This is a genomic window from Ascidiaceihabitans donghaensis (assembly GCF_900302465.1).
Taxonomy (GTDB): domain Bacteria; phylum Pseudomonadota; class Alphaproteobacteria; order Rhodobacterales; family Rhodobacteraceae; genus Ascidiaceihabitans; species Ascidiaceihabitans donghaensis.
This window is the reverse complement of record NZ_OMOR01000001.1, coordinates 2,960,460-2,978,561: the sequence shown is the minus strand read 5'-3', so window position 1 is coordinate 2,978,561 and position 18,102 is coordinate 2,960,460. Positions and strand designations below refer to the sequence as shown.

Sequence of the window (18,102 nt, the reverse complement as noted above, 5' to 3'; positions counted from 1 at the left end):
CGCCTGTTTGGGGAATGTTAACAGGTTTTGATGCATGGTGACCTTGGGATAGGGTATGAGGCAACCATGCACGGTTTAATCAATCGCGCGATACAGCGTTTCGTGACGGACAGTTATGGCATTGAAAAGTGGAATGACGCTGTGCGTTGGGCCGCTTTGGATGTGTCGGATTTCGAAGCAATGCTGACCTACGAAGACGGGTTGACGGAAAAAGCGATCGTCGGTGTGTGCTTCGTCTTGGACAAACCGCGTTCTGATGTGATGGAAGACATCGGAACATATCTGGTGTCACATCCCAATACAGAAGCGTTACGCCGGTTGTTACGGTTCGGGGGCGTGACCTTTGTTGAGTTTCTCAATTCTCTGGATGATTTGCCGGATCGTGCGCGGTTGGCTGTCTCTGATCTGGAATTGCCATCTTTGGAAGTGCGCGATCATTCTTCTACGCAATTCAGTTTGGTTTGTGCATGCCCCATCGTGGGCTTTGGGCATGTCATGATGGGTATTTTACGTACCATGGCAGATGATTACGGTGTGTTGGCAGTGTTTGAGCATATGGGATCAGGCCAAGGTGTTGAAACAATATCAATTTCTTTAGTGGTCACTGAATTTACAGAAGGGCGCAAGTTTGAACTTGGCGCACGCGTAGAATGAAAGCTTCAGACAATTTCCTAAGTATGTTGGATACGTTGTGTCCGATGCATGTGGTGCTTAACAGTACCGGTCATATTGTTCATGCAGGCCCTACAACGCAAAAGTTGCATCCGAATGGCCCATCGTTAATCGGGCAAAGGTTTTTGGAAGTCTTTGTTCTGAAACGCCCACGGGCCGTGGCAAGTGTGGCAGATCTGTTGAATGTTTCCGGCATGAAGCTGCATTTGCAAATGCGCGACCCGCCAATGACGGAACTGAAAGGCGTGCTTGTGCCCAGCCTTTGCGAGGGACAGATCGTTGTGAACCTGTCTTTCGGGATTTCGATCGTTGATGCCGTTGGTGAGTTCGGCTTGAACTGTGGTGATTTCGCGCACACGGATTTGACCATCGAAATGCTTTACTTGGTAGAAGCAAAATCCGCAGCGATGGAAGCCTCTCGCAAGATGAACTTGCGCTTGCAAGGTGCGAAAATCGCAGCAGAGGAACAGGCGTTTACCGACACGTTGACAGGCCTGAAAAACCGTCGCGCAATGGATCATTTCCTAGAGCGATATATCGAAGAAGATCGATCGTTCGCTTTGATGCAAATCGATCTGGATTTTTTCAAAGCTGTGAACGACACAAAAGGGCACGCCGCAGGGGATCATGTCCTACAAGTGGTCTCTCGCATAATGGTAGATGAAACGCGTGAAACTGACACTGTTGCCCGTGTTGGCGGCGATGAATTTATCATCCTTCTGCCTTCAGCGCAGTCCGAAGCGTCGCTGAGCAGTATCGGAGGGCGCATCATAAGCAAGCTTGAAGTTCCCATACTGTACCAGGGTGAACATTGTCAGATTTCTGCGAGTATCGGGACTGCGTTTTTCGAATCCGGTTGCGAACTGACAGCAGATCAATTGGTTAGCAATGCTGACGTCGCGCTTTATGCCTCAAAAGATGCAGGGCGGGCGCGGCAGACGTTTTTCAATCCCAAATTACGTCATTCGGTCACCCAATTGGTACCGCAAAATAGGAAAGAAGACTTCGCGCCAGATGTGCGCGACGCATCCTAGCGGAAAATGCCGTCTTTTCGTTACAAACCACAAAGATGTAAGGAAAAGACTTGGCATCCCGTAGGGGAATCGAACCCCTCTTTTCAGGTTGAAAACCTGACGTCCTAACCGATAGACGAACGGGACACTAAGTCTGGGCGCGTTCTAGGCAATCTGCGCAGAGCGTGCAAGCAGAAAAAACACTCAATTGTTGGATTTTTTTCTAAGCTCTTGCCGCGTCTTCCAATCGCAGCTGAACGCTTTGTTTTCCACGAAAACTGTTGATATCAAGGCGTCCAGCCAAGTGAAACCGGGCCCCGCCATGGTTTTCCAACGCAGGCCCTAACGCACCATCGAAGGCCCCGAACGAAATCGCATCCATACGGGGGCCACCGATCTCGCCAAATGTCACTTTAAGATGCGATTCTCCTACGCGGCGGGCATGAAAAATCTGCATATCCGAAAAAGCGAACCGTGGGCCGGCGGCGCCCGCTCCGAATGGGCCTGCTTGTTCAAGCATCTCGACCAGCTCAATGGTTGCAGCCCCCGGCATCATCACGCCGTCCAGTCGCAAATCAGCCGGTCCGATGTCACCTGCACCTTGACGGCCAAGCAAGTCAGACAGCCTTGCCATGGCCTCTTCCAGCTTGTCTTCTGATACAGTCAGGCCTGCCGCCATCTTGTGCCCGCCCCCTTTCACCAAAAGCCCTTCTGCCGCGAGGCGTTGGATGGGCGCACCAAGATCAATGCCGGACACGGATCGTCCGGACCCTTTGCCAACTCCGTTTTCAAATCCGATAACCACCGATGGACGGTTAGAAGCCTCTTTCAAACGTGACGCCACAATGCCCACGACGCCCGGGTGCCAACCGTCCCCGCTGGCCCAAACCAGAGGGGCGTCAAAGCCCCGCTCTTCGGCCTGTGCCAGCGCGGATGCGCGCACGGATGCTTCAATGTCGCGCCGTTCCGTGTTCAGCACGTCCAAGCGTTCCGCGAGCGCTGCGGCTTCATGTTCGGTGTCACACGACAGCAATCGCGCCCCGAGATCCGCCTGACCGATACGACCGCCTGCATTGACACGCGGTCCCAAAAGAAACCCCAAGTGATACGAACTGGGGGCGGTGTCCATGCGGGACACATCCGCCAAGGCCGCAAGGCCGGGGCGTTCGCGCCGGGCCATGACACGCAAACCCTGGCGTACAAACGCGCGGTTCACACCAATCAGGGGTGCCACATCCGCGACGGTGGCCAACGCAACCAAATCGAGAAGAGGCATCAAATCAGGACTTTGCGCTTTGTCATCGCGCATTTGTCGCCCTGCTTCCACCAACATCAAAAAGACGACACCGGCGGCGCATAAATGGGCCAAAGCACCATCTTCATCCTGACGGTTCGGGTTCACGACCGCCATCGCGTCGGGCAGTGTTTCGGCACCAAGGTGGTGGTCCAAAATGATGACATCTGCGCCTTTTGCTGCGGCCACTGGCCCATGGGACAGCGTCCCGCAATCCACACAAATAATCAGATCGTGATCGCGCGCCAACGTCGCCATGGCTTCATCGTTGGGGCCGTACCCTTCGTCGATTCTGTCGGGAATGTACAATGTGGCTGTCAGTCCAAGGTCGCGCAACCACACGATCAACAGCGCAGCAGAACTTCCGCCGTCAACGTCATAATCTGCAAATATCGCAATGCGTTGGCGTTGCTTTACAGCGCCCAAAAAACGGTGGGCGGCTTTTTCCATATCTTTCAAAGACCGCGGGTCCGGCAGCAGTTCGCGCAAGGACGGCGCAAGAAATGCAGGGGCATCGACAGCTTCGACACCGCGGCGTGCCAGAACTTGCGCGACGGGGCGGGGCAGGTCCGTTTGCTGTGTCAAAGCCTCTGCGGCGCGGTCCACCTGCACGGATGGGCCAACCCAGTTGCGCCCCGTCAAAGACGCTTCGATCCCTAAAAATGACATACCCACCCCTTTATGCGATCAAAAATACCCGCAATCGACCAAAGCAACAGGCGCTGGTGCCAGATCAGTCTTCCGCAGGTGTCCGGTAGGACATGCGACGAACAGAGCCGGTTTTGGAGCGCATCAACAGCGTTTCGCATGTCAGCCAGCCCACTTCGCGCTGAACTGCTGGCAGCAAGGAACCGCCTGTGACGCCGGTCGCTGCAAAGATCACGTCTTCGGTCACCAATTCATCGCGGGTGTAAATGCGGTCAAGGTCAGTGATGCCCGCTTTGGCTGCGCGTCCGCGTTCGTCGTCATTGCGGAAGGTCAAGCGGCCATAGAACTGTCCGCCCATGCATTTCAAAGCGGCCGCAGCCAAAACACCTTCGGGTGCACCGCCCAGACCCATGTACATGTCGATACCCGTGCCGGGTTCCGCGCAGTGCATGACGCCAGCCACGTCGCCATCTGTGATCAGACGAATGGCGGCACCTGTGGCACGTACTTCAGCGATCATCGCCTCGTGCCGAGGGCGTTCCAGAATACACACAGTGATGTCGGATGTGGCACAGTCTTTTGCCTTGGCCAGCGCTTCGACACGCTGGGTCGCTGTCATGTCCATCGTCACAACATCCGCGTCATACCCGGGTCCAATGGCCAGCTTGTCCATATAGACATCAGGGGCATGCAGCATTGATCCACGCGGGCCCATCGCAATGACCGTCAAGGCGTTTGGCATGTCTTTCGCCGTCAGCGTTGTGCCTTCGAGCGGGTCCAGTGCAATGTCCACGCCGGGGCCTTTGCCGGTTCCGACTTCTTCACCGATGTAAAGCATCGGCGCCTCGTCGCGTTCGCCTTCACCGATCACAACAACACCTGCAATATCCAAAAGGTTCAGCTGTTCGCGCATTGCGTTCACGGCGGCCTGGTCTGCGGCTTTTTCGTCGCCGTGACCCACAAGCTTGGCAGAGGCTAAGGCCGCAGCCTCAGACACACGGGCAAGACCCAATGAAAGCATACGGTCGTGAAATTGGGCAGAGGCGGTCATGGCTGGTTCCTTGAAAACGATGGTTCAGAGCGGTGTAGCGATCAATCGCGCCACAAACAATAATTTAAAAAGGGCGATTGGGCCGCCCTAGACTTCTTCGATGCGCAAAGCAACGGGGGCCGATGTCAACACACCTGTGCCTTCCATAGCGGCAATTGCTGCGTCAATGTCGGCACGTGTCGCTTTATGTGTGACGATCAGAACGGGGGCCGATGTTTGTGCGTGTCCGTATTGGCGCATGCGGTCGATGCTGACGCCTGCATCGCCCAAAACTGTGGTGATCTTTGCCAAGGCACCTGGTTTGTCGACCAGCCCCATGCGCAGGTAGTAGGGCGCCGGCAACACGGATGTCGCATGTTTCGCGTCTTTCAGAGTATGTGCGGGTTGGCCAAACACAGGCAGCGCAAAGCCGCGTGCGATGTCCATGACGTCTGCCATCACGGCACTGGCGGTTGGTCCTTCACCGGCACCGGGGCCGCGCAGCACGACTTGTTCTACGGCATGACCTTCCAGCACGACCATATTGGTGCCGCCTTGCAATTGACCCAAGGGCGAAGACGCAGGCACCAGGCAGGGTTGCATACGTTGTTCCAGACCACGGCCCGTCATTTGCGCGACACCCAACAGCTTGATCTTGTAGCCCATGTCGGCGGCCGCTGTGATGTCTTCGATGCTGACCCGTTCGATGCCTTCCAGATCAATCGCGTCAAAGTTAACGCGTGTTCCGAAGGCGATGGATGCAAGGATCGCCAGTTTATGTGCGGCGTCAATGCCGCCCACGTCCAATTGCGGGTCCGCTTCAAGATACCCCAACCCGTCTGCTTCAGCGAAAATGTCCTGATAGTTCAGGCCGGAGTCTTCCATGCGGGTCAGGATGTAGTTGCACGACCCGTTCATGACACCCATCACGCGGGTGATCTCGTTTGCTGCCAATCCTTCTGTCAGTGCTTTCACGACAGGGATACCGCCTGCGACGGCTGCCTCGTAACGAAGGGACAGATTTGCGGCTTCGGCTTGTTCGGCAAGGGCTTGGCCGTGCAACGCCAACAGCGCTTTGTTGGCGGTGATCACATGTTTGCCTGCGGCCAGTGCAGCTTCTGTGGCGGCCTTCGCCGGACCATCAGATCCGCCCATAAGCTCAACAAAAACATCGACATCGTCGCGTGTGGCCAAAGCCACCGGATCGTCTTCCCATGCATAGGCATCCAAAGGAATGCCACGATCTTTGTTTTTTGAACGCGCGGAAACAGCTGATATCGAAATGTCACGCCCCGAACGGGCCGTCAGCAATTCCGCATGTTGGCGGATGATGCGGACCACACCAACACCAACGGTGCCAAGACCTGCAATACCAAGGCGAAGTGGCTGTGACATTTTTAGGCTCCTAGAGATGGGATTATTGCATTTGTCGCGCGTTTATCGGGTTCGCGTGCGACACGCAACGCGGCATTATCCGCGCGGCACGCCTGTGCGCATTCGATCACGCGATGACGTGTCCACAACCCGACCACGCAAACGACTGGCGCGTGCCTTTAAGGCTGCCACTCTGGAACTTAGCTGATCTGTGGTTTGATCTGCGCTGGGCCCGCTTGCCGCTTGCGCCAGAATAGGCTCGATTGGAACAAGGTCAGGGTAGTTTGCATCGCTGCCATGTGCAGTAACTGCACCGTCCAGTTCAGGGAACTGGGTGCAAGCCGAAAGGCCAAAGACCAAAATTAGGGCAAAACTGCGCATCAAAAGCATCCTTCGTTGTCGGTTTGATGCACCAGCGCGAGGATTTGCGCAAGAGAGGCTTGGTTCTGAACGCGCGTTCAGTTAAGCCAGACCTATGGCGCGTACGGCAGGTTCACATTCTGATATTACAGGTCCTCGTGTGCGCACGGCTGCCTTGCAGTTGTTTGCCGAACACGGTTTTGCGGCGGTTTCTATGCGCCAGATTGCTTCTGCAGTGGGTGTGCAGGCGGGCGCATTGTATAACTACACAGCTGACAAACAGAGTCTTTTGTTTGATTTGATGAAAACCCACATGCAAGATGTGTTGGCCGCAGTACCTGATACTCCGCACCTGACGCCGACCCAACAACTGGAAGCCTTCGTCCGGTTTCACATTGCGTTTCACCATCGCCGTCCGGAAGAGGTGTTTATCGCCTATATGGAATTGCGTAATTTGACTCCGGATAACTTCGAAATCATTGAAGAATTGCGCCGCTCTTATGAGGCGCGCCTGCAAGGAATTCTTGCACGGGGCATCGCCTCGGATGATTTTGCCGTAGAAGATGCCAAAATTGCCACTTTTGCTGTAATTGCAATGCTCACTGGGGTGAACACCTGGTTCAAGGAAGGTGGGCGGCTGTCGTTGGCAGATGTTCAGGATCAGTATTGGCACATGGTACGTAAATCCGTTGGCGCCTAAGGGGGTGCACCGAGGTGCACCTTACACGCGGAGCGCTGCCCCGCACCCCGAGATATTTTTGGCGAAAAGAATTAATGTGCTGGCTGGATGAACGTTCCATTTCGCAAGTCGCGCATTGCTTGTTGCAGCTCCGCTTGAGTGTTCATCACGATCGGACCATGCCAAGCGACGGGTTCGTCAATTGGTGCGCCAGAGATCAGCAAAAACCGCACACCATGTTCCCCCGCCTGCACTGTCACCTCGTCCCCGGTGCCAAACCGGATCAACGTACGGTCCCCTGACATATCGCGGATGTGTATTTCCTGACCGCCGATTTCTTTTTCCAGCAAAACGCCTGTTGGCACTGACGCATCCACAAAAGCTGCGCTGCCTTGGAACACATAGGCAAACGCCCGTCGGTAGGTATCAATTTTGAACGTTTTCCGCACGCCTGCTGGCACCGAGATGTCCAAGTACTGCGGGTCTGCCGCTATGCCGTCGACGGGTCCTGTTTTGCCCCAGAACGTCCCTGTGATGATCCGCACATGGGTGCCGTCGTCATCGGTGACTTCGGGGATCGCGTCAGACGTCATATCCTGATAACGCGGCGCCGTCATTTTCTGGGCTGCGGGCAGATTGCCCCACAACTGGAATCCATGCATTTGTCCTTTGGCGTTTCCGTGCGGCATTTCCTGATGCAAAATGCCTGATCCGGCTGTCATCCATTGCACATCGCCAGCCCCGAGGCTGCCCGTGTTTCCAAGGCTGTCGGCGTGGTCCACAGTACCTTCCAGAACGTAAGTGATCGTTTCGATGCCGCGGTGTGGATGCCATGGAAAACCCTTGATGTAGTCTTCGGGGCGCTCGTTGCGAAAGTCGTCAAACAGCAAAAACGGATCAAGTTCCGACGGATCCTGAAACCCGAAGGCGCGGTGCAGCTTGACGCCTGCGCCTTCCATTGTTGGTTTGGCGGGCCTTGTTTCCAATGTGGGTCTTAGCGACATCTTTTGCCTTCTCATATCTGCATGGAGCCAACCATAACCGCGGTTTGGCGCACATCAACTCGCAAGAGCGCATGTGCCCTGTGCAATTTTGTGAAGGTGACGGGAACCACCACAGCCGTGAGGTTCTCTCATTCCCGAGGACCTGTATGTACAGGTGGGCGCCAGGTAAAAAGGCCAGGGCCAGAACAGAGCCAGCTCCCTCGGAATTGCTTAAGGCCACCGGAATGCAACCCGACACAAGAAGGGCAGAACCCGTCGCTTCATCAGATAGGGCAGGTTTGCACGCAGGACAAGGGCTGGTGCACTTTGCCCATATTGCAAAATAAGACGCGGGCGCGGCGCAGCGCTATTGCGGCGTTACGAAATTGTAAGTTTTCAACTGCTCGGGAAGCAGGACGTATATTTCTTCTGGCGGCGTACTGAGCGCGTGCTGCATAACCAATGGGTCAATGCCCATCGCGTCCAAATACACCATGACTTCGCCTTGGCCCCTTTGAATGTCTTCAACAGCGAAACGCGCCGGCAAAATAGTGCTTTCGCCAAAATAATGCTGATGCACGCCCACTGACGCCGCGTCGTCAATGGTGCGCGTGGTGCCTGCGGCCAGCACGTAAGGGCAAGCAGAATAGCATATTTCGCCATTGCGCATTTCTGTGTCAATAGCTTGGGCGCGAATAAACCGTCCCAAATCAAGGGCTTCCCCCACGGTTCCACCGGGAGATTGCAAAACCAGCAGCTTGACCTTCGGGGTCGCTTCCAAAATCTGCTTGCTGATGCGGTCTGCGTCACCAGCCGTTATGCCGCCCTCCAATCTGTATGTTTCACCGTCCAGTTGGGTCAGTGTGAGGCGGTCTGGCAGAGGACCGGACGGGGCAGGGCCGGTCTGGCGCGGGGTGCGGTTCGGATCAAATTGGCGCCGCTGGTCGCCTGGCCGCACCGGTTGGTCAAGATCCGGTGCGTCGGGCCCAAAGCGGGGCAAGGAAAAGGAACCCTGCATGTCGCCGACGATCAACAATGCCCCGATGCCCAACTGGAAAATCAAAACACCCGATAGAATACGCGCAACGCTGCGTCCGTTCATTTTGGGTCACTTTCAGGCAAGTCTGGCACGGGATCATGGGGCACATGAGGTGCACGAGAGGGGGCGTTCATGGCGTCCGGCATCTCGTTCATCGCCAGTTCGACATCGCGGATGGCGCTTAGGGCGGCGCGCAGTTCGGCAAGGGTCATGGTGTCTTCCACGCCTGCGCCTTCGCGCCCGCGCCGGATTGCAGATTGGGTTATGGCAAGAATAAACACCAAAACAGCAGGCAGCAGGTCGATCGCAATGGCCCCCGCCCAGCTGGGCACAAAATTTCGCGCGTATAAAATCACCGCGTCGGCGCTGGAAATCGGGGTATATGTCACGTCTTTTGGCGGCGCCAGCTGCTGCACCGTTTGCGCGGCAGTCTCAAGCGTTTCAGCGCGTCGGCCCAGCACATCCAGAACGGACGTGATGGTTGCCGCCTGATCCGAACGGGTTTCTTCTGTGCGTCCGTCCAGTTCGGGCAGCACAACAGAAGCCGCCAAATCCTGCGCCGCGCGTTCCACCAAGGGGGCGACATTCAGTTGCTGCATCTGGGCAATCAAACCGGCCAGTCGCACGGCTTGTTCTGAAAACTCGACGGATCGTGCTTCGACGGGGCCGGGTTCTACGGTCAGCGCCCGCATGCGGCTTAGGATCTGGTTGCCTTCATCAAATGCATTGTCGACCAAAGGCGTTTGGCTTGCGATCTGGGCTTCCAACCCTTGCAGTTCGGACGCTTTTTGGCGCAAGACCCGAAACACGGCCCCACGCCCCGCCAAACCGGACAGGTTGCCTGTGGCTTCTTGTTCCGAGAGGTCTTCGAATGACTGGCGCACTCGCGCCACGTCGCGTTCCAGACCTTGGGCTGACAGTGCAATTTCATGGGTGCTTTCCAGCGCATCTTGATAGTCTTGCACCGTTTTTGCCAAATGTTGTTCGACCGCGGCAGACCCCGCCAACGCAGCTGCATTCAACCAAGACGACATGGCGACAATGGCCAAGGACCCCAAGGCCATAGCCAACATCAGACCGATACGGGCCTGTGCCGTGCGCACCGCTGGAAACAGACGCAACATGTAAGACCAGAATACGAAAATACCGACCGAAACAGCCACCGAATACGCAATGGCTGCAAAGACCGACATGGCGCCGTTGCTGTCCAGCAATGACGATACCCCAAGGTAGGTGTAGATGCCTGATGCGACCGCCAGAACCCCCAGCGCCGTGCCGGAAAACGTGTCTAGCCACGTCAGATGATCTTCCAATTCGCGTGCGGCGCGGACGCCGCGTGCCTCTGCTTGGGTCAATGGTTTCTTGTCTGACATGTTGGTTCCTTGCCCTGATTCCGCCGCGTGGCTTTGCAATATGTAGGAGGCCATGGTGGCAAGGCCAAGGCGGCTTGCATTTGTTCATCCTTTGTTCGTATATTTGTGTATGCAGATTTCATCCCTTGTCCCGAACGGTACACCCATGGCACCCGGCCAAATTCTGGCCCGTGGCGTGTCGCGCCATCTGGGGCATTTGGGCATGGCCAGTCTGGAAGAATTTGTGCCCACACGCGGGTTGCGCGTAGACGTGATCGCGCTGGGTCCAAAAGGCGAAATTTGGGTCATTGAATGCAAATCCAGTCGGGTGGACTTTCAATCTGACAGTAAATGGCAAGGGTATCTGGATTGGTGTGACAGGTTCTTTTGGGCGGTTGATGGCGATTTCCCGACCGAGCTTTTGCCAGACGATACGGGATTGATCATTGCAGACGGATATGACGCCGAGGTGCAGCGCATGCCGGACGAGGTCAAATTGGCCGCAGCGAGACGCAAGAAAATCATCCAGAAGTTTGCCACAGATGCCGCGCGCCGGTTGCATCGTTTAAGAGACCCCAGAGCAGGGCAGGGGTTCTGACGGCAGGTCTAGAAATAGGCCTCACAATCACACACGGAAGCGTCAACTGCTGTGATCAAATAAAATCAGGCCGTCAGGGTTTTTCATTGCGTAACACATATGCAAAGGAAAGCTTCAGTGAAACAGATCGCGATATTGGGGGCACTGGCGACGGTTGCTCTGACGACACCTGCATTTGCCCAGGATTTATACGGCTTTGCCTACGGAGGCAGCGCGGCTTCAGCCGATTTGAACTACGGTGGCACGATTGGCGGGGCGCCAAATTCTGTGAACAACGACCTGGAAGGGGGGTATGGCCTTGGCGTGGGCGTGGGCAAGACTTTTCAGGCGTGGTCCACAGATAAAATCGGCCTGCGTGGGGAACTGGAGCTGTCGTTTAGCGACCGTGATGCAGACCAAATCCAGTTTTCAGGCAATGGCCCTGCCGCAGAGGTTAACGTCGCGGGGGGTATTCGAACGACAGCCCTTTTTGCGAATGTAATTGCTGATTTCAAAACCCAAGGGGCACTGACGCCATTTGCGGGTGGCGGTCTGGGCATTGCCCATATCAATCAGGATCTGGTTTATGGACCTGGCGTCCGCATTCAAGACAGCGACACACGCTTGGCTGCACAAGCAATTGTCGGGGTATCTTATGCTGCAAGTGATCGCATCACTTTGACAGCAGATGCGCGGTATCGGCGTGTGTTTGGCGTATCTTCCACACGGCTTTCGCCAGCGGGCACCTCTACAGGGACCGTACGTGGCGATCTGGAGTCCACATCTTTGAATATCGGTGTGCGCTTTAATTTCTGACGTAGACCACAACAGGAATAAGACGGTCAGTCACGCGTGCCCCCACCCAGTGAATGCAGGGCTGGCTGTTTTATAACGCGGGTCATTCCAATTTGGGATGACCCGCCGAAAACATCTAACAGGTCTCTATTTGATGATGCGCGCGGCTGCGACAGCTGCCAAGATTTCTTCAGCGATTTCTTCGGCTTCCTCGGGGTCGAAATCCATTGGCAAATCGATGCCTTTTCCCTCGACATAAATGCGCACCATCCCTTGATCGGTTGGTCCGATTTGCAGGTTTGCTTGGATGTCGCTTTCGCTGTTGATCCCCATGGGTGCGCCTTTCATTTGTTGTGTCTTGCTAGCCATCCGCGTCTTGAAAGGCAAGGTCGGGCGTCGCATGTTGATGTCATGGAAAACTTACAGATCAGGCGCTTTAAAGCCAGCGACACAGACTGGGTTGTGACCCAGCACGGCACGCACTACGCAAAAGCGGAAGGGTTTGACGATACATTCGGCCCGTTGGTCGCGTCAATTTTGGCCGACTTCAACGCACATCATGATTCGCAAATTGAACGTGGTTGGGTGGCCGAAGAAGACGGGCAGCGTCTTGGCACGATTTTTTGTGTGCGATTGAATGATACCACTGCGAAACTGCGCCTGTTTTTTCTGAAGCCCGGGGCCCGTGGGAAGGGGCTTGGGCAGAAATTATTGGCTGAATGTATGGGGTTTGCACAAAGCGTAGGCTATCAAAACATGCAGCTTTGGACACATGAAAGTCACACAGCGGCTTGTGCTTTATATGCTCGGACAGGATGGGATTTGGTGGACAGCAGACCAGTTCATTCGTTTGGGTGCGATCTTGTCGAACAAACATGGGTTTTTCAGTTCGGATCACACTTGCAATCGTAAGACTTGGGCGTTAAATCACCCCAACGTGCCGCCTTAGCTCAGTAGGTTAGAGCGCTTGATTGTGGATCAAGAGGTCCCTGGTTCGAGACCAGGAGGTGGTACCACCCTTCCCCCAAGCAGTATCGTCGCAAAGGCAGTTGCCTAAGCGCTATGAAAAGAACCGCGCATTCCATGCGCGGCGTTGAATGTTGGGCGTCGATCAATGCCGGTTATGCGACTTTGCGTGCCTCTGAAAAGGACAGCAGTCGCTTGCTGTTTTCATCCCAAAGATGCAGCCGTGCATTTGCGATGCTTTCGCGGATGGTCATCTGATTGCCTGTCGCAAGATCCGCGTGATCGCTAAGCACTTCGGGAAGGCGGTAAAATGGGATGCGGCTGTATAGATGGTGCACGTGGTGAATGCCGATATTGGCACTGAGCCATTGCAGAACCCGTGGCATGACGTAATGCGAACTACCATGCAGGGCCGCGTGGTGCACATCCCAGTTGTCGTTCTCTTCCCAATGCGTGGTCTCGAATTGGTGCTGGACATAGAACAGCCAGACCCCGGCCGTCGCTGCCAGCAAGGTGGACGGCACAAAAATCAGCAAGATCGGGGTCAGCCCGCCAAAGTAAAGGATCACCAAAAGCGCCACCAGGATGGCTGCATTGGTCCCCATAGCGCTGATCCAGTATTTACCCTTTTCCATCAATCCGACGGGCAGGCGGTTTTCCAAAAAGAACACATAACCCGGCCCCAGACCGAACAAAACGATCGGATGGCGATACATGCGGTACATCAGGCGTTTCATCGGAGAGCGGGCGCGGTATTCGGCGACCGTCAAAGTGTTTATATCGCCCAGCCCCCGCCGACCCAGATTACCGGCAGAGCTATGGTGGATGGAATGTGCCCGACGCCAAACATCATAGGGCGTCAGGGTCAGGACACCGATGGCGCGCCCCGTCCAGTCACTGAGTGCGCGGTTTTTAAAAAATGCGCTGTGCCCACAATCGTGTTGAATGGCAAACAATCGAAGCAAAAACGCGGCGTTGCACAGCGATATGGCCAAGGTCAGCCAAGCGCTGATTGACAGCGACCACCATGCCAATGCCCAAAGCCCAATGAAGGGTCCTAATGTTACCGCCAATTCGAAACTGCTGCGTTTTGCACTTGGTTCACGATAGTTTGCCAAAACTTTCACCCAGTCACGGGCGTTTTTCGGTTCGACTGTCTGCGCGGAAACGCCTGATTTTTGGGTCATATGTCTGCTTCTTGCCACTGTTGGCGATCTTGTTAACGCAATACAGCGCATCCGCAACGTATAAAACAAAGGGTCTTAAAAAGCTGTTCAAATCAAAGTGTTTGCCGGTACCGTGTCCCTGCACCCCATAGAGGGTCGGTAAAACAACAAAAGGCCCTGCAAAAACAGGGCCTTCCGTCAAATCACAATAGAAGAATTTTAGGCCGCAGCCGCGTCTTCTTTGCTAAACCGTCCATAGAAAGTCTGGTTCTTTGCGGCCATTTCACGCAGCAAAGCCGGGCATTCGAAGCGATCGCCGAATTTTTCCTGCAACTGGTCACAGCGTTCAGCGGCGTATGGTGTGCCGATAATGTCCAGATAGCTGAAGGGTCCACCCGTGGCAGGTGCAAAGCCCCACCCAAGGATCGCACCAACGTCACCCTCGCGGATGTCTTCCAACACGCCTTCTTCCAGCGCACGCACCGCTTCCAGCACTTGGGCAAACATCAAACGATCCTGTACTTCACGCAAAGCAGGCTGCTCTTCGGCCAATGGATACTTGTCGTGAACGCCCTTCCAATAGCCTGTGCGCTTGCCTTTTTCGTCATAGTCGAAGTAGCCCGCGTTCGCCTTGCGGCCCAGACGGCCTTCTTCTTCCATCCACACGATCAAATCGTCAGCTTCAGAGGCCGGATAGGCATTGCCCATCGCCGCTTTGGTCGCTTTCATGATGCGCACGCCAAGGTCGATGGATGTCTCGTCGCCCAGTTGGATCGGACCCACAGGGAAGCCCAACTGCTGCGCTGCACTGTCTATCAACTGCGGTGCGACGCCTTCTGTGACCATGCGCGTGGCTTCGTTTCCATAAGGAATGATGCAACGGTTGGCATAGAAGAACCGTGCGTCGTTGACCACGATCGGCGTTTTGCGGATTTGGCGGACGTAGTCCAAAGATTTCGCAACTGCGCGGTCGCCGGTTTCCGCGCCCTTGATGATCTCAACCAGCAACATTTTCTCAACGGGCGAGAAGAAGTGGATGCCGATAAACTGCTCAGGGCGCGAAGACGCCTTGGCCAGTTCAGAGATAGGCAAGGTCGAGGTGTTGGAGGCGAAAATGCAATCCTCAGGAATGACCGCTTCGACACGTTTGGTGATCTCGGCCTTGACGGCGGGGTCTTCGAACACGGCCTCGATGATCAGGTCGCAGCCTGCCAGTTTTTCAACATCAGGCGTCGCAGTGATCAGCGACAGCATCGCCTCTTTCTTCTCAGGCGTGCCCTTTTTGCGGGCGATGCCTTTGTCGAGATAGGCCTCGGTGTAGGCTTTGCCCTTGTCGGCGGCTTCCTGATCGCGGTCGATCAACACGACCTCGATGCCCGCTTGTGCGGAAACCAATGCGATGCCCGCACCCATCATGCCTGCACCCAACACGCCCAATTTCTTGACGCGCTGGTCTGCGATGCCTTTGGGACGCACAGCGCCTTTTTCCAAGGCTTCTTTGTTCAGGAACAAGGACCGGATCATAGCGGAGGAGCTTGGGTTCATCAGGATATTCGTGAACCAACGCGCCTCAATTTTCAGGGCCGTGTCGAATGGTACCAAAGCCGCTTCATAGAGCACGCTCAGCACAGCCTTTGCCGCAGGAAACGCACCTTTGGTCTTGCCCGCGACCATCGCATTGGCGCCGACGTAGTTCATGAAGCCTGCCGGGTGGTAGGGCGCACCGCCGGGCATTTTGAAGCCTTTGGCGTCCCATGGTTTGACGATGTCGGCGTCTTTGGCCTCCAGAACCCAAGCGCGGGCCGCAGCGACCGGATCGTCGGACACTTCATCTACGATGCCTAGCGATTTCGCTTTTTCAGGCGCGTTCATACGGCCTTCAAGGATTTGCGACGACGCGTTGACCAAACCCATTTTGAACAACAAACGAACTGTGCCGCCGCCGCCGGGGAAGATACCGACGAGGATTTCAGGCAAGCCAACTTTGGCCTTAGGGTTGGAGGTGCAGAAGATGCGGTGCGTGGCCAGTGGCAGTTCCAGACCGATGCCCGCGGCAGTGCCGGGCAGGGCGGACGCAATTGGTTTGCCGCCTTTGTTGGTCTTTGGGTCCATGCCGGCGCGTTCAATCTTGCGCAGCAACGCATGCATTCTCATGGTGCCTTCAAACAGACCCTTGGCCGGATCGTCGCCTGCGTCGGCTTTCATTTTGGCCAGCAGGTTCAAGTCCATGCCGCCTGCAAAGCTGTCCTTGCCGGATGTGATGACGATGCCTTTGACGGCGTCATCGGCCAAGGCGTCGTCAATATGCGCGTCAAGTTGGCCCAAGCCATCAATAGACATCACATTCATGGTCTTGTCGGCGACATCCCATGTGATGGTAGCAATGCCTTCGGCATCTTTTTGCATCGTAAAATCGGTCATTTCAGTTTCCTTTCCGGAAGTTCTTTCAGTTCGGGCGGCAAGGCATCTGTCGATATCGTATCGACGATTGCGAAGTTGCCCGCTTTGTTCACTACGGCATTGGTGCAATCGGTCTCGCGCCAGCCATGTTCAGGGTGCCGGACCAGCCGGATACGGTTGTAATAGGGGGCTCGCAGTCGTGTTCCGTTGTGCATCATATGGGATATGTGAGTCCCTTCGATGACATCTGGTGTCACGAACCACGCCGTCTTCACCAAGCGGTGCAGACCTGTGACATTGTCAGTCTTCAAAACGTCGACGAACTGGCGAAAGTTCCTGCGATGCTCTTCATCGTCTTCAATGCACAGGTCCAAGTTGACGGTGCGAACCCGCCAGGGGAAAGAAATGCAAGCGCTAAAGGCTGCATAGTCAGCGGCAAGTGTCGCTGCCGAAGCCCGATCAACATGGTCCTGATAGATGACCATGGCGTCCCGGTCTTTGGTTTCTTTCATATTCCCTGGCATTGCCGTGTTCAGACCCGTTCGATGATGGTAGCCGCCCCCATGCCGGACGCGATGCAAAGCGTGGCCAAGCCAACTTCTTTGTCTTGGCGTTCAAGCTCGTCCAGAAGCGTTCCGATGATCATAGCACCAGTTGCGCCTAAAGGATGCCCCATGGCGATGGACCCACCGTTGACGTTTACTTTTTCATGCTCGACGTTGAATTTGTCCATGAACAGCATGACGACCGAGGCAAAGGCTTCGTTGACCTCAAAGAGGTCGATGTCGCCGATATTCATGCCATTGTCTTCAAGGATTTTCTTGGTGGCGGGAACCGGGCCCGTCAGCATGATCGTGGGGTCCGTGCCGATCTTTGTTGTGGCTTTGATGCGTGCGCGCGGCTTCAGGCCGTATTTCTCGCCAAACTCTTTGTTGCCGATCAAAACAGCCGCTGACCCGTCCACGATACCAGAGGAGTTGCCCGCGTGGTGGATGTGGTTAATTTTCTCAAGATGCGGGTACTTCATCAACGCGACCTTATCAAAGCCGGGCATCATTTCACCCATGGCTTGGAAGGCCGGGTTCAGCGACCCAAGGCTTTGCATGTCGGTTTGCGGGCGCATGTATTCGTCGTGGTCCAGGATCGTCAGACCGTTTTGATCTTTGACCTGAATGACGGACTTGGCAAAACGGTTGTCGTCCCAGGCCGCTTTGGCACGGCGCTGGGATTCCATTGCCAGCATGTCTGCATCATCACGGGTGTAGCCGTACTCTGTCGCAATAATGTCCGCCGAGATGCCCTGCGGCACAAAATAGCTTTCCATGGCGATGCTTGGGTCCGCGGCAATCGCAGCGCCATCGCTGCCCATGGCCACGCGGCCCATCATTTCGACGCCACCTGCGATATACGCCATGCCCGCGCCACCTTTGACCTGATTGGCGGCTAGGTTCACGGCCTCCATGCCAGAGGCGCAGAAACGGTTGATGGCAAGACCGGGAATACGCTCATCAAGGTCCGAGGCCAAAACAGCAGAGCGTGCCAAACACCCGCCCTGTTCCATGACTTGGGTGACATTGCCCCAGATCACATCCTCAACGGCGTGGCCTTCCAGATTGTTGCGCTCTTTCAACGCGTTCATGGTGACGGCAGACAGACGCAGCGCTGTCACTTCGTGCAGGCTCCCGTCTTTGCGACCCTTGCCGCGCGGTGTGCGCAGGGCGTCGTAGATGTAGGCTTCGGTCATATCGGGTGAT

Annotated in this window: 18 protein-coding genes and 2 tRNA genes; 7 read left to right on the top strand and 13 right to left on the bottom strand. The window is 55.6% G+C overall.

Annotation, left to right across the window (positions count from 1 at the left end; all coding sequences use genetic code 11):
• The first annotated feature begins 66 nt into the window (after positions 1-66).
• Positions 67-654: a heme NO-binding domain-containing protein gene (locus tag ASD8599_RS14830; RefSeq protein WP_108829247.1), complete on the top strand. Its 588-nt coding sequence runs from the start codon at positions 67-69 to the stop codon at positions 652-654.
• Positions 651-1,706 (top strand): GGDEF domain-containing protein, encoded by a 1,056-nt coding sequence (locus tag ASD8599_RS14825; protein ID WP_108829246.1) that lies wholly within the window; start codon positions 651-653, stop codon positions 1,704-1,706. Before ASD8599_RS14830 ends, ASD8599_RS14825 begins: the two co-directional genes overlap by 4 nt.
• 51 nt (positions 1,707-1,757) lie before the next feature.
• Here the strand turns inward: ASD8599_RS14825 and ASD8599_RS14820 are convergent.
• The 5 genes from ASD8599_RS14820 to ASD8599_RS14800 all read right to left on the bottom strand — a co-directional run bounded on the left by ASD8599_RS14820 (position 1,758) and on the right by ASD8599_RS14800 (position 6,412).
• A tRNA-Glu gene (locus ASD8599_RS14820) sits at positions 1,758-1,832 on the bottom strand.
• Between the two features lie 76 nt (positions 1,833-1,908).
• Entirely contained in the window at positions 1,909-3,648 is a 1,740-nt protein-coding gene (gene recJ, locus ASD8599_RS14815) for a single-stranded-DNA-specific exonuclease RecJ (protein ID WP_108829245.1), read from the bottom strand.
• Positions 3,649-3,712: 64 nt separating this feature from the next.
• Positions 3,713-4,678 carry a class II fructose-bisphosphatase gene (gene glpX, locus ASD8599_RS14810; RefSeq protein WP_108829244.1) on the bottom strand — a complete coding sequence of 322 codons (966 nt, stop codon included), beginning with the start codon at positions 4,676-4,678 and terminating at the stop codon, positions 3,713-3,715.
• An 87-nt stretch (positions 4,679-4,765) separates the two neighbouring features.
• Entirely contained in the window at positions 4,766-6,052 is a 1,287-nt protein-coding gene (locus tag ASD8599_RS14805; RefSeq protein WP_108829243.1) for a homoserine dehydrogenase, read from the bottom strand.
• A 75-nt stretch (positions 6,053-6,127) separates the two neighbouring features.
• Positions 6,128-6,412: a hypothetical protein gene (locus tag ASD8599_RS14800; RefSeq protein WP_245926057.1), complete on the bottom strand. Its 285-nt coding sequence runs from the start codon at positions 6,410-6,412 to the stop codon at positions 6,128-6,130.
• Positions 6,413-6,506: 94 nt separating this feature from the next.
• Here ASD8599_RS14800 and ASD8599_RS14795 point away from each other — a divergent pair, with 94 nt between their 5' ends.
• Positions 6,507-7,091 (top strand): TetR/AcrR family transcriptional regulator, encoded by a 585-nt coding sequence (locus ASD8599_RS14795; protein ID WP_108829241.1) that lies wholly within the window; start codon positions 6,507-6,509, stop codon positions 7,089-7,091.
• A gap of 71 nt (positions 7,092-7,162) precedes the next feature.
• Here ASD8599_RS14795 and ASD8599_RS14790 read toward each other — a convergent pair whose 3' ends face one another.
• The 3 genes from ASD8599_RS14790 to ASD8599_RS14780 all read right to left on the bottom strand — a co-directional run bounded on the left by ASD8599_RS14790 (position 7,163) and on the right by ASD8599_RS14780 (position 10,465).
• Positions 7,163-8,074 carry a pirin family protein gene (locus ASD8599_RS14790; RefSeq protein ID WP_108829240.1) on the bottom strand — a complete coding sequence of 304 codons (912 nt, stop codon included), beginning with the start codon at positions 8,072-8,074 and terminating at the stop codon, positions 7,163-7,165.
• 346 nt (positions 8,075-8,420) lie between these two features.
• Positions 8,421-9,155, bottom strand: a complete 735-nt coding sequence (locus tag ASD8599_RS14785) for a COG3904 family protein (protein ID WP_108829239.1) — start codon at positions 9,153-9,155, stop codon at positions 8,421-8,423.
• Positions 9,152-10,465, bottom strand: a complete 1,314-nt coding sequence (locus ASD8599_RS14780; RefSeq protein WP_108830214.1) for a hypothetical protein — start codon at positions 10,463-10,465, stop codon at positions 9,152-9,154. Before ASD8599_RS14780 ends, ASD8599_RS14785 begins: the two co-directional genes overlap by 4 nt.
• A gap of 145 nt (positions 10,466-10,610) precedes the next feature.
• Between ASD8599_RS14780 and ASD8599_RS14775 the strand changes: the two genes are divergently transcribed.
• Together ASD8599_RS14775 and ASD8599_RS14770 are read left to right on the top strand one after the other, a co-directional pair.
• Entirely contained in the window at positions 10,611-11,042 is a 432-nt protein-coding gene (locus ASD8599_RS14775; protein WP_108830213.1) for an MmcB family DNA repair protein, read from the top strand.
• Between the two features lie 117 nt (positions 11,043-11,159).
• Positions 11,160-11,837 (top strand): outer membrane protein, encoded by a 678-nt coding sequence (locus ASD8599_RS14770; protein WP_181364502.1) that lies wholly within the window; start codon positions 11,160-11,162, stop codon positions 11,835-11,837.
• 126 nt (positions 11,838-11,963) lie between these two features.
• Here the strand turns inward: ASD8599_RS14770 and ASD8599_RS14765 are convergent, their stop codons facing one another.
• Positions 11,964-12,164 (bottom strand): DUF6324 family protein, encoded by a 201-nt coding sequence (locus ASD8599_RS14765; protein ID WP_422664752.1) that lies wholly within the window; start codon positions 12,162-12,164, stop codon positions 11,964-11,966.
• A gap of 63 nt (positions 12,165-12,227) precedes the next feature.
• Here ASD8599_RS14765 and ASD8599_RS14760 point away from each other — a divergent pair, with 63 nt between their 5' ends.
• The gene (locus tag ASD8599_RS14760; RefSeq protein ID WP_108829237.1) at positions 12,228-12,728 is read left to right on the top strand and encodes a GNAT family N-acetyltransferase; all 501 of its coding nucleotides are present in this window, start codon (positions 12,228-12,230) and stop codon (positions 12,726-12,728) included.
• Positions 12,729-12,755: 27 nt separating this feature from the next.
• Positions 12,756-12,832, top strand: a tRNA-His gene (locus ASD8599_RS14755).
• Between the two features lie 105 nt (positions 12,833-12,937).
• Here ASD8599_RS14755 and ASD8599_RS14750 read toward each other — a convergent pair.
• The 4 genes from ASD8599_RS14750 to ASD8599_RS14735 all read right to left on the bottom strand — a co-directional run bounded on the left by ASD8599_RS14750 (position 12,938) and on the right by ASD8599_RS14735 (position 18,092).
• Positions 12,938-13,969, bottom strand: coding sequence for a fatty acid desaturase (locus ASD8599_RS14750; RefSeq protein WP_108829236.1), 1,032 nt, complete (start codon positions 13,967-13,969; stop codon positions 12,938-12,940).
• Between the two features lie 198 nt (positions 13,970-14,167).
• Positions 14,168-16,369: a 3-hydroxyacyl-CoA dehydrogenase NAD-binding domain-containing protein gene (locus tag ASD8599_RS14745; RefSeq protein ID WP_108829235.1), complete on the bottom strand. Its 2,202-nt coding sequence runs from the start codon at positions 16,367-16,369 to the stop codon at positions 14,168-14,170.
• A complete protein-coding gene (locus tag ASD8599_RS14740) occupies positions 16,366-16,860 on the bottom strand; it encodes a hypothetical protein (protein WP_108829234.1) in 495 nt (164 codons plus the stop codon). Before ASD8599_RS14740 ends, ASD8599_RS14745 begins: the two co-directional genes overlap by 4 nt.
• 20 nt (positions 16,861-16,880) lie before the next feature.
• On the bottom strand, positions 16,881-18,092 hold the full coding sequence (locus ASD8599_RS14735) for an acetyl-CoA C-acetyltransferase (RefSeq protein WP_108829233.1): 1,212 nt from the start codon (positions 18,090-18,092) through the stop codon (positions 16,881-16,883).
• Positions 18,093-18,102 lie beyond the last annotated feature (10 nt).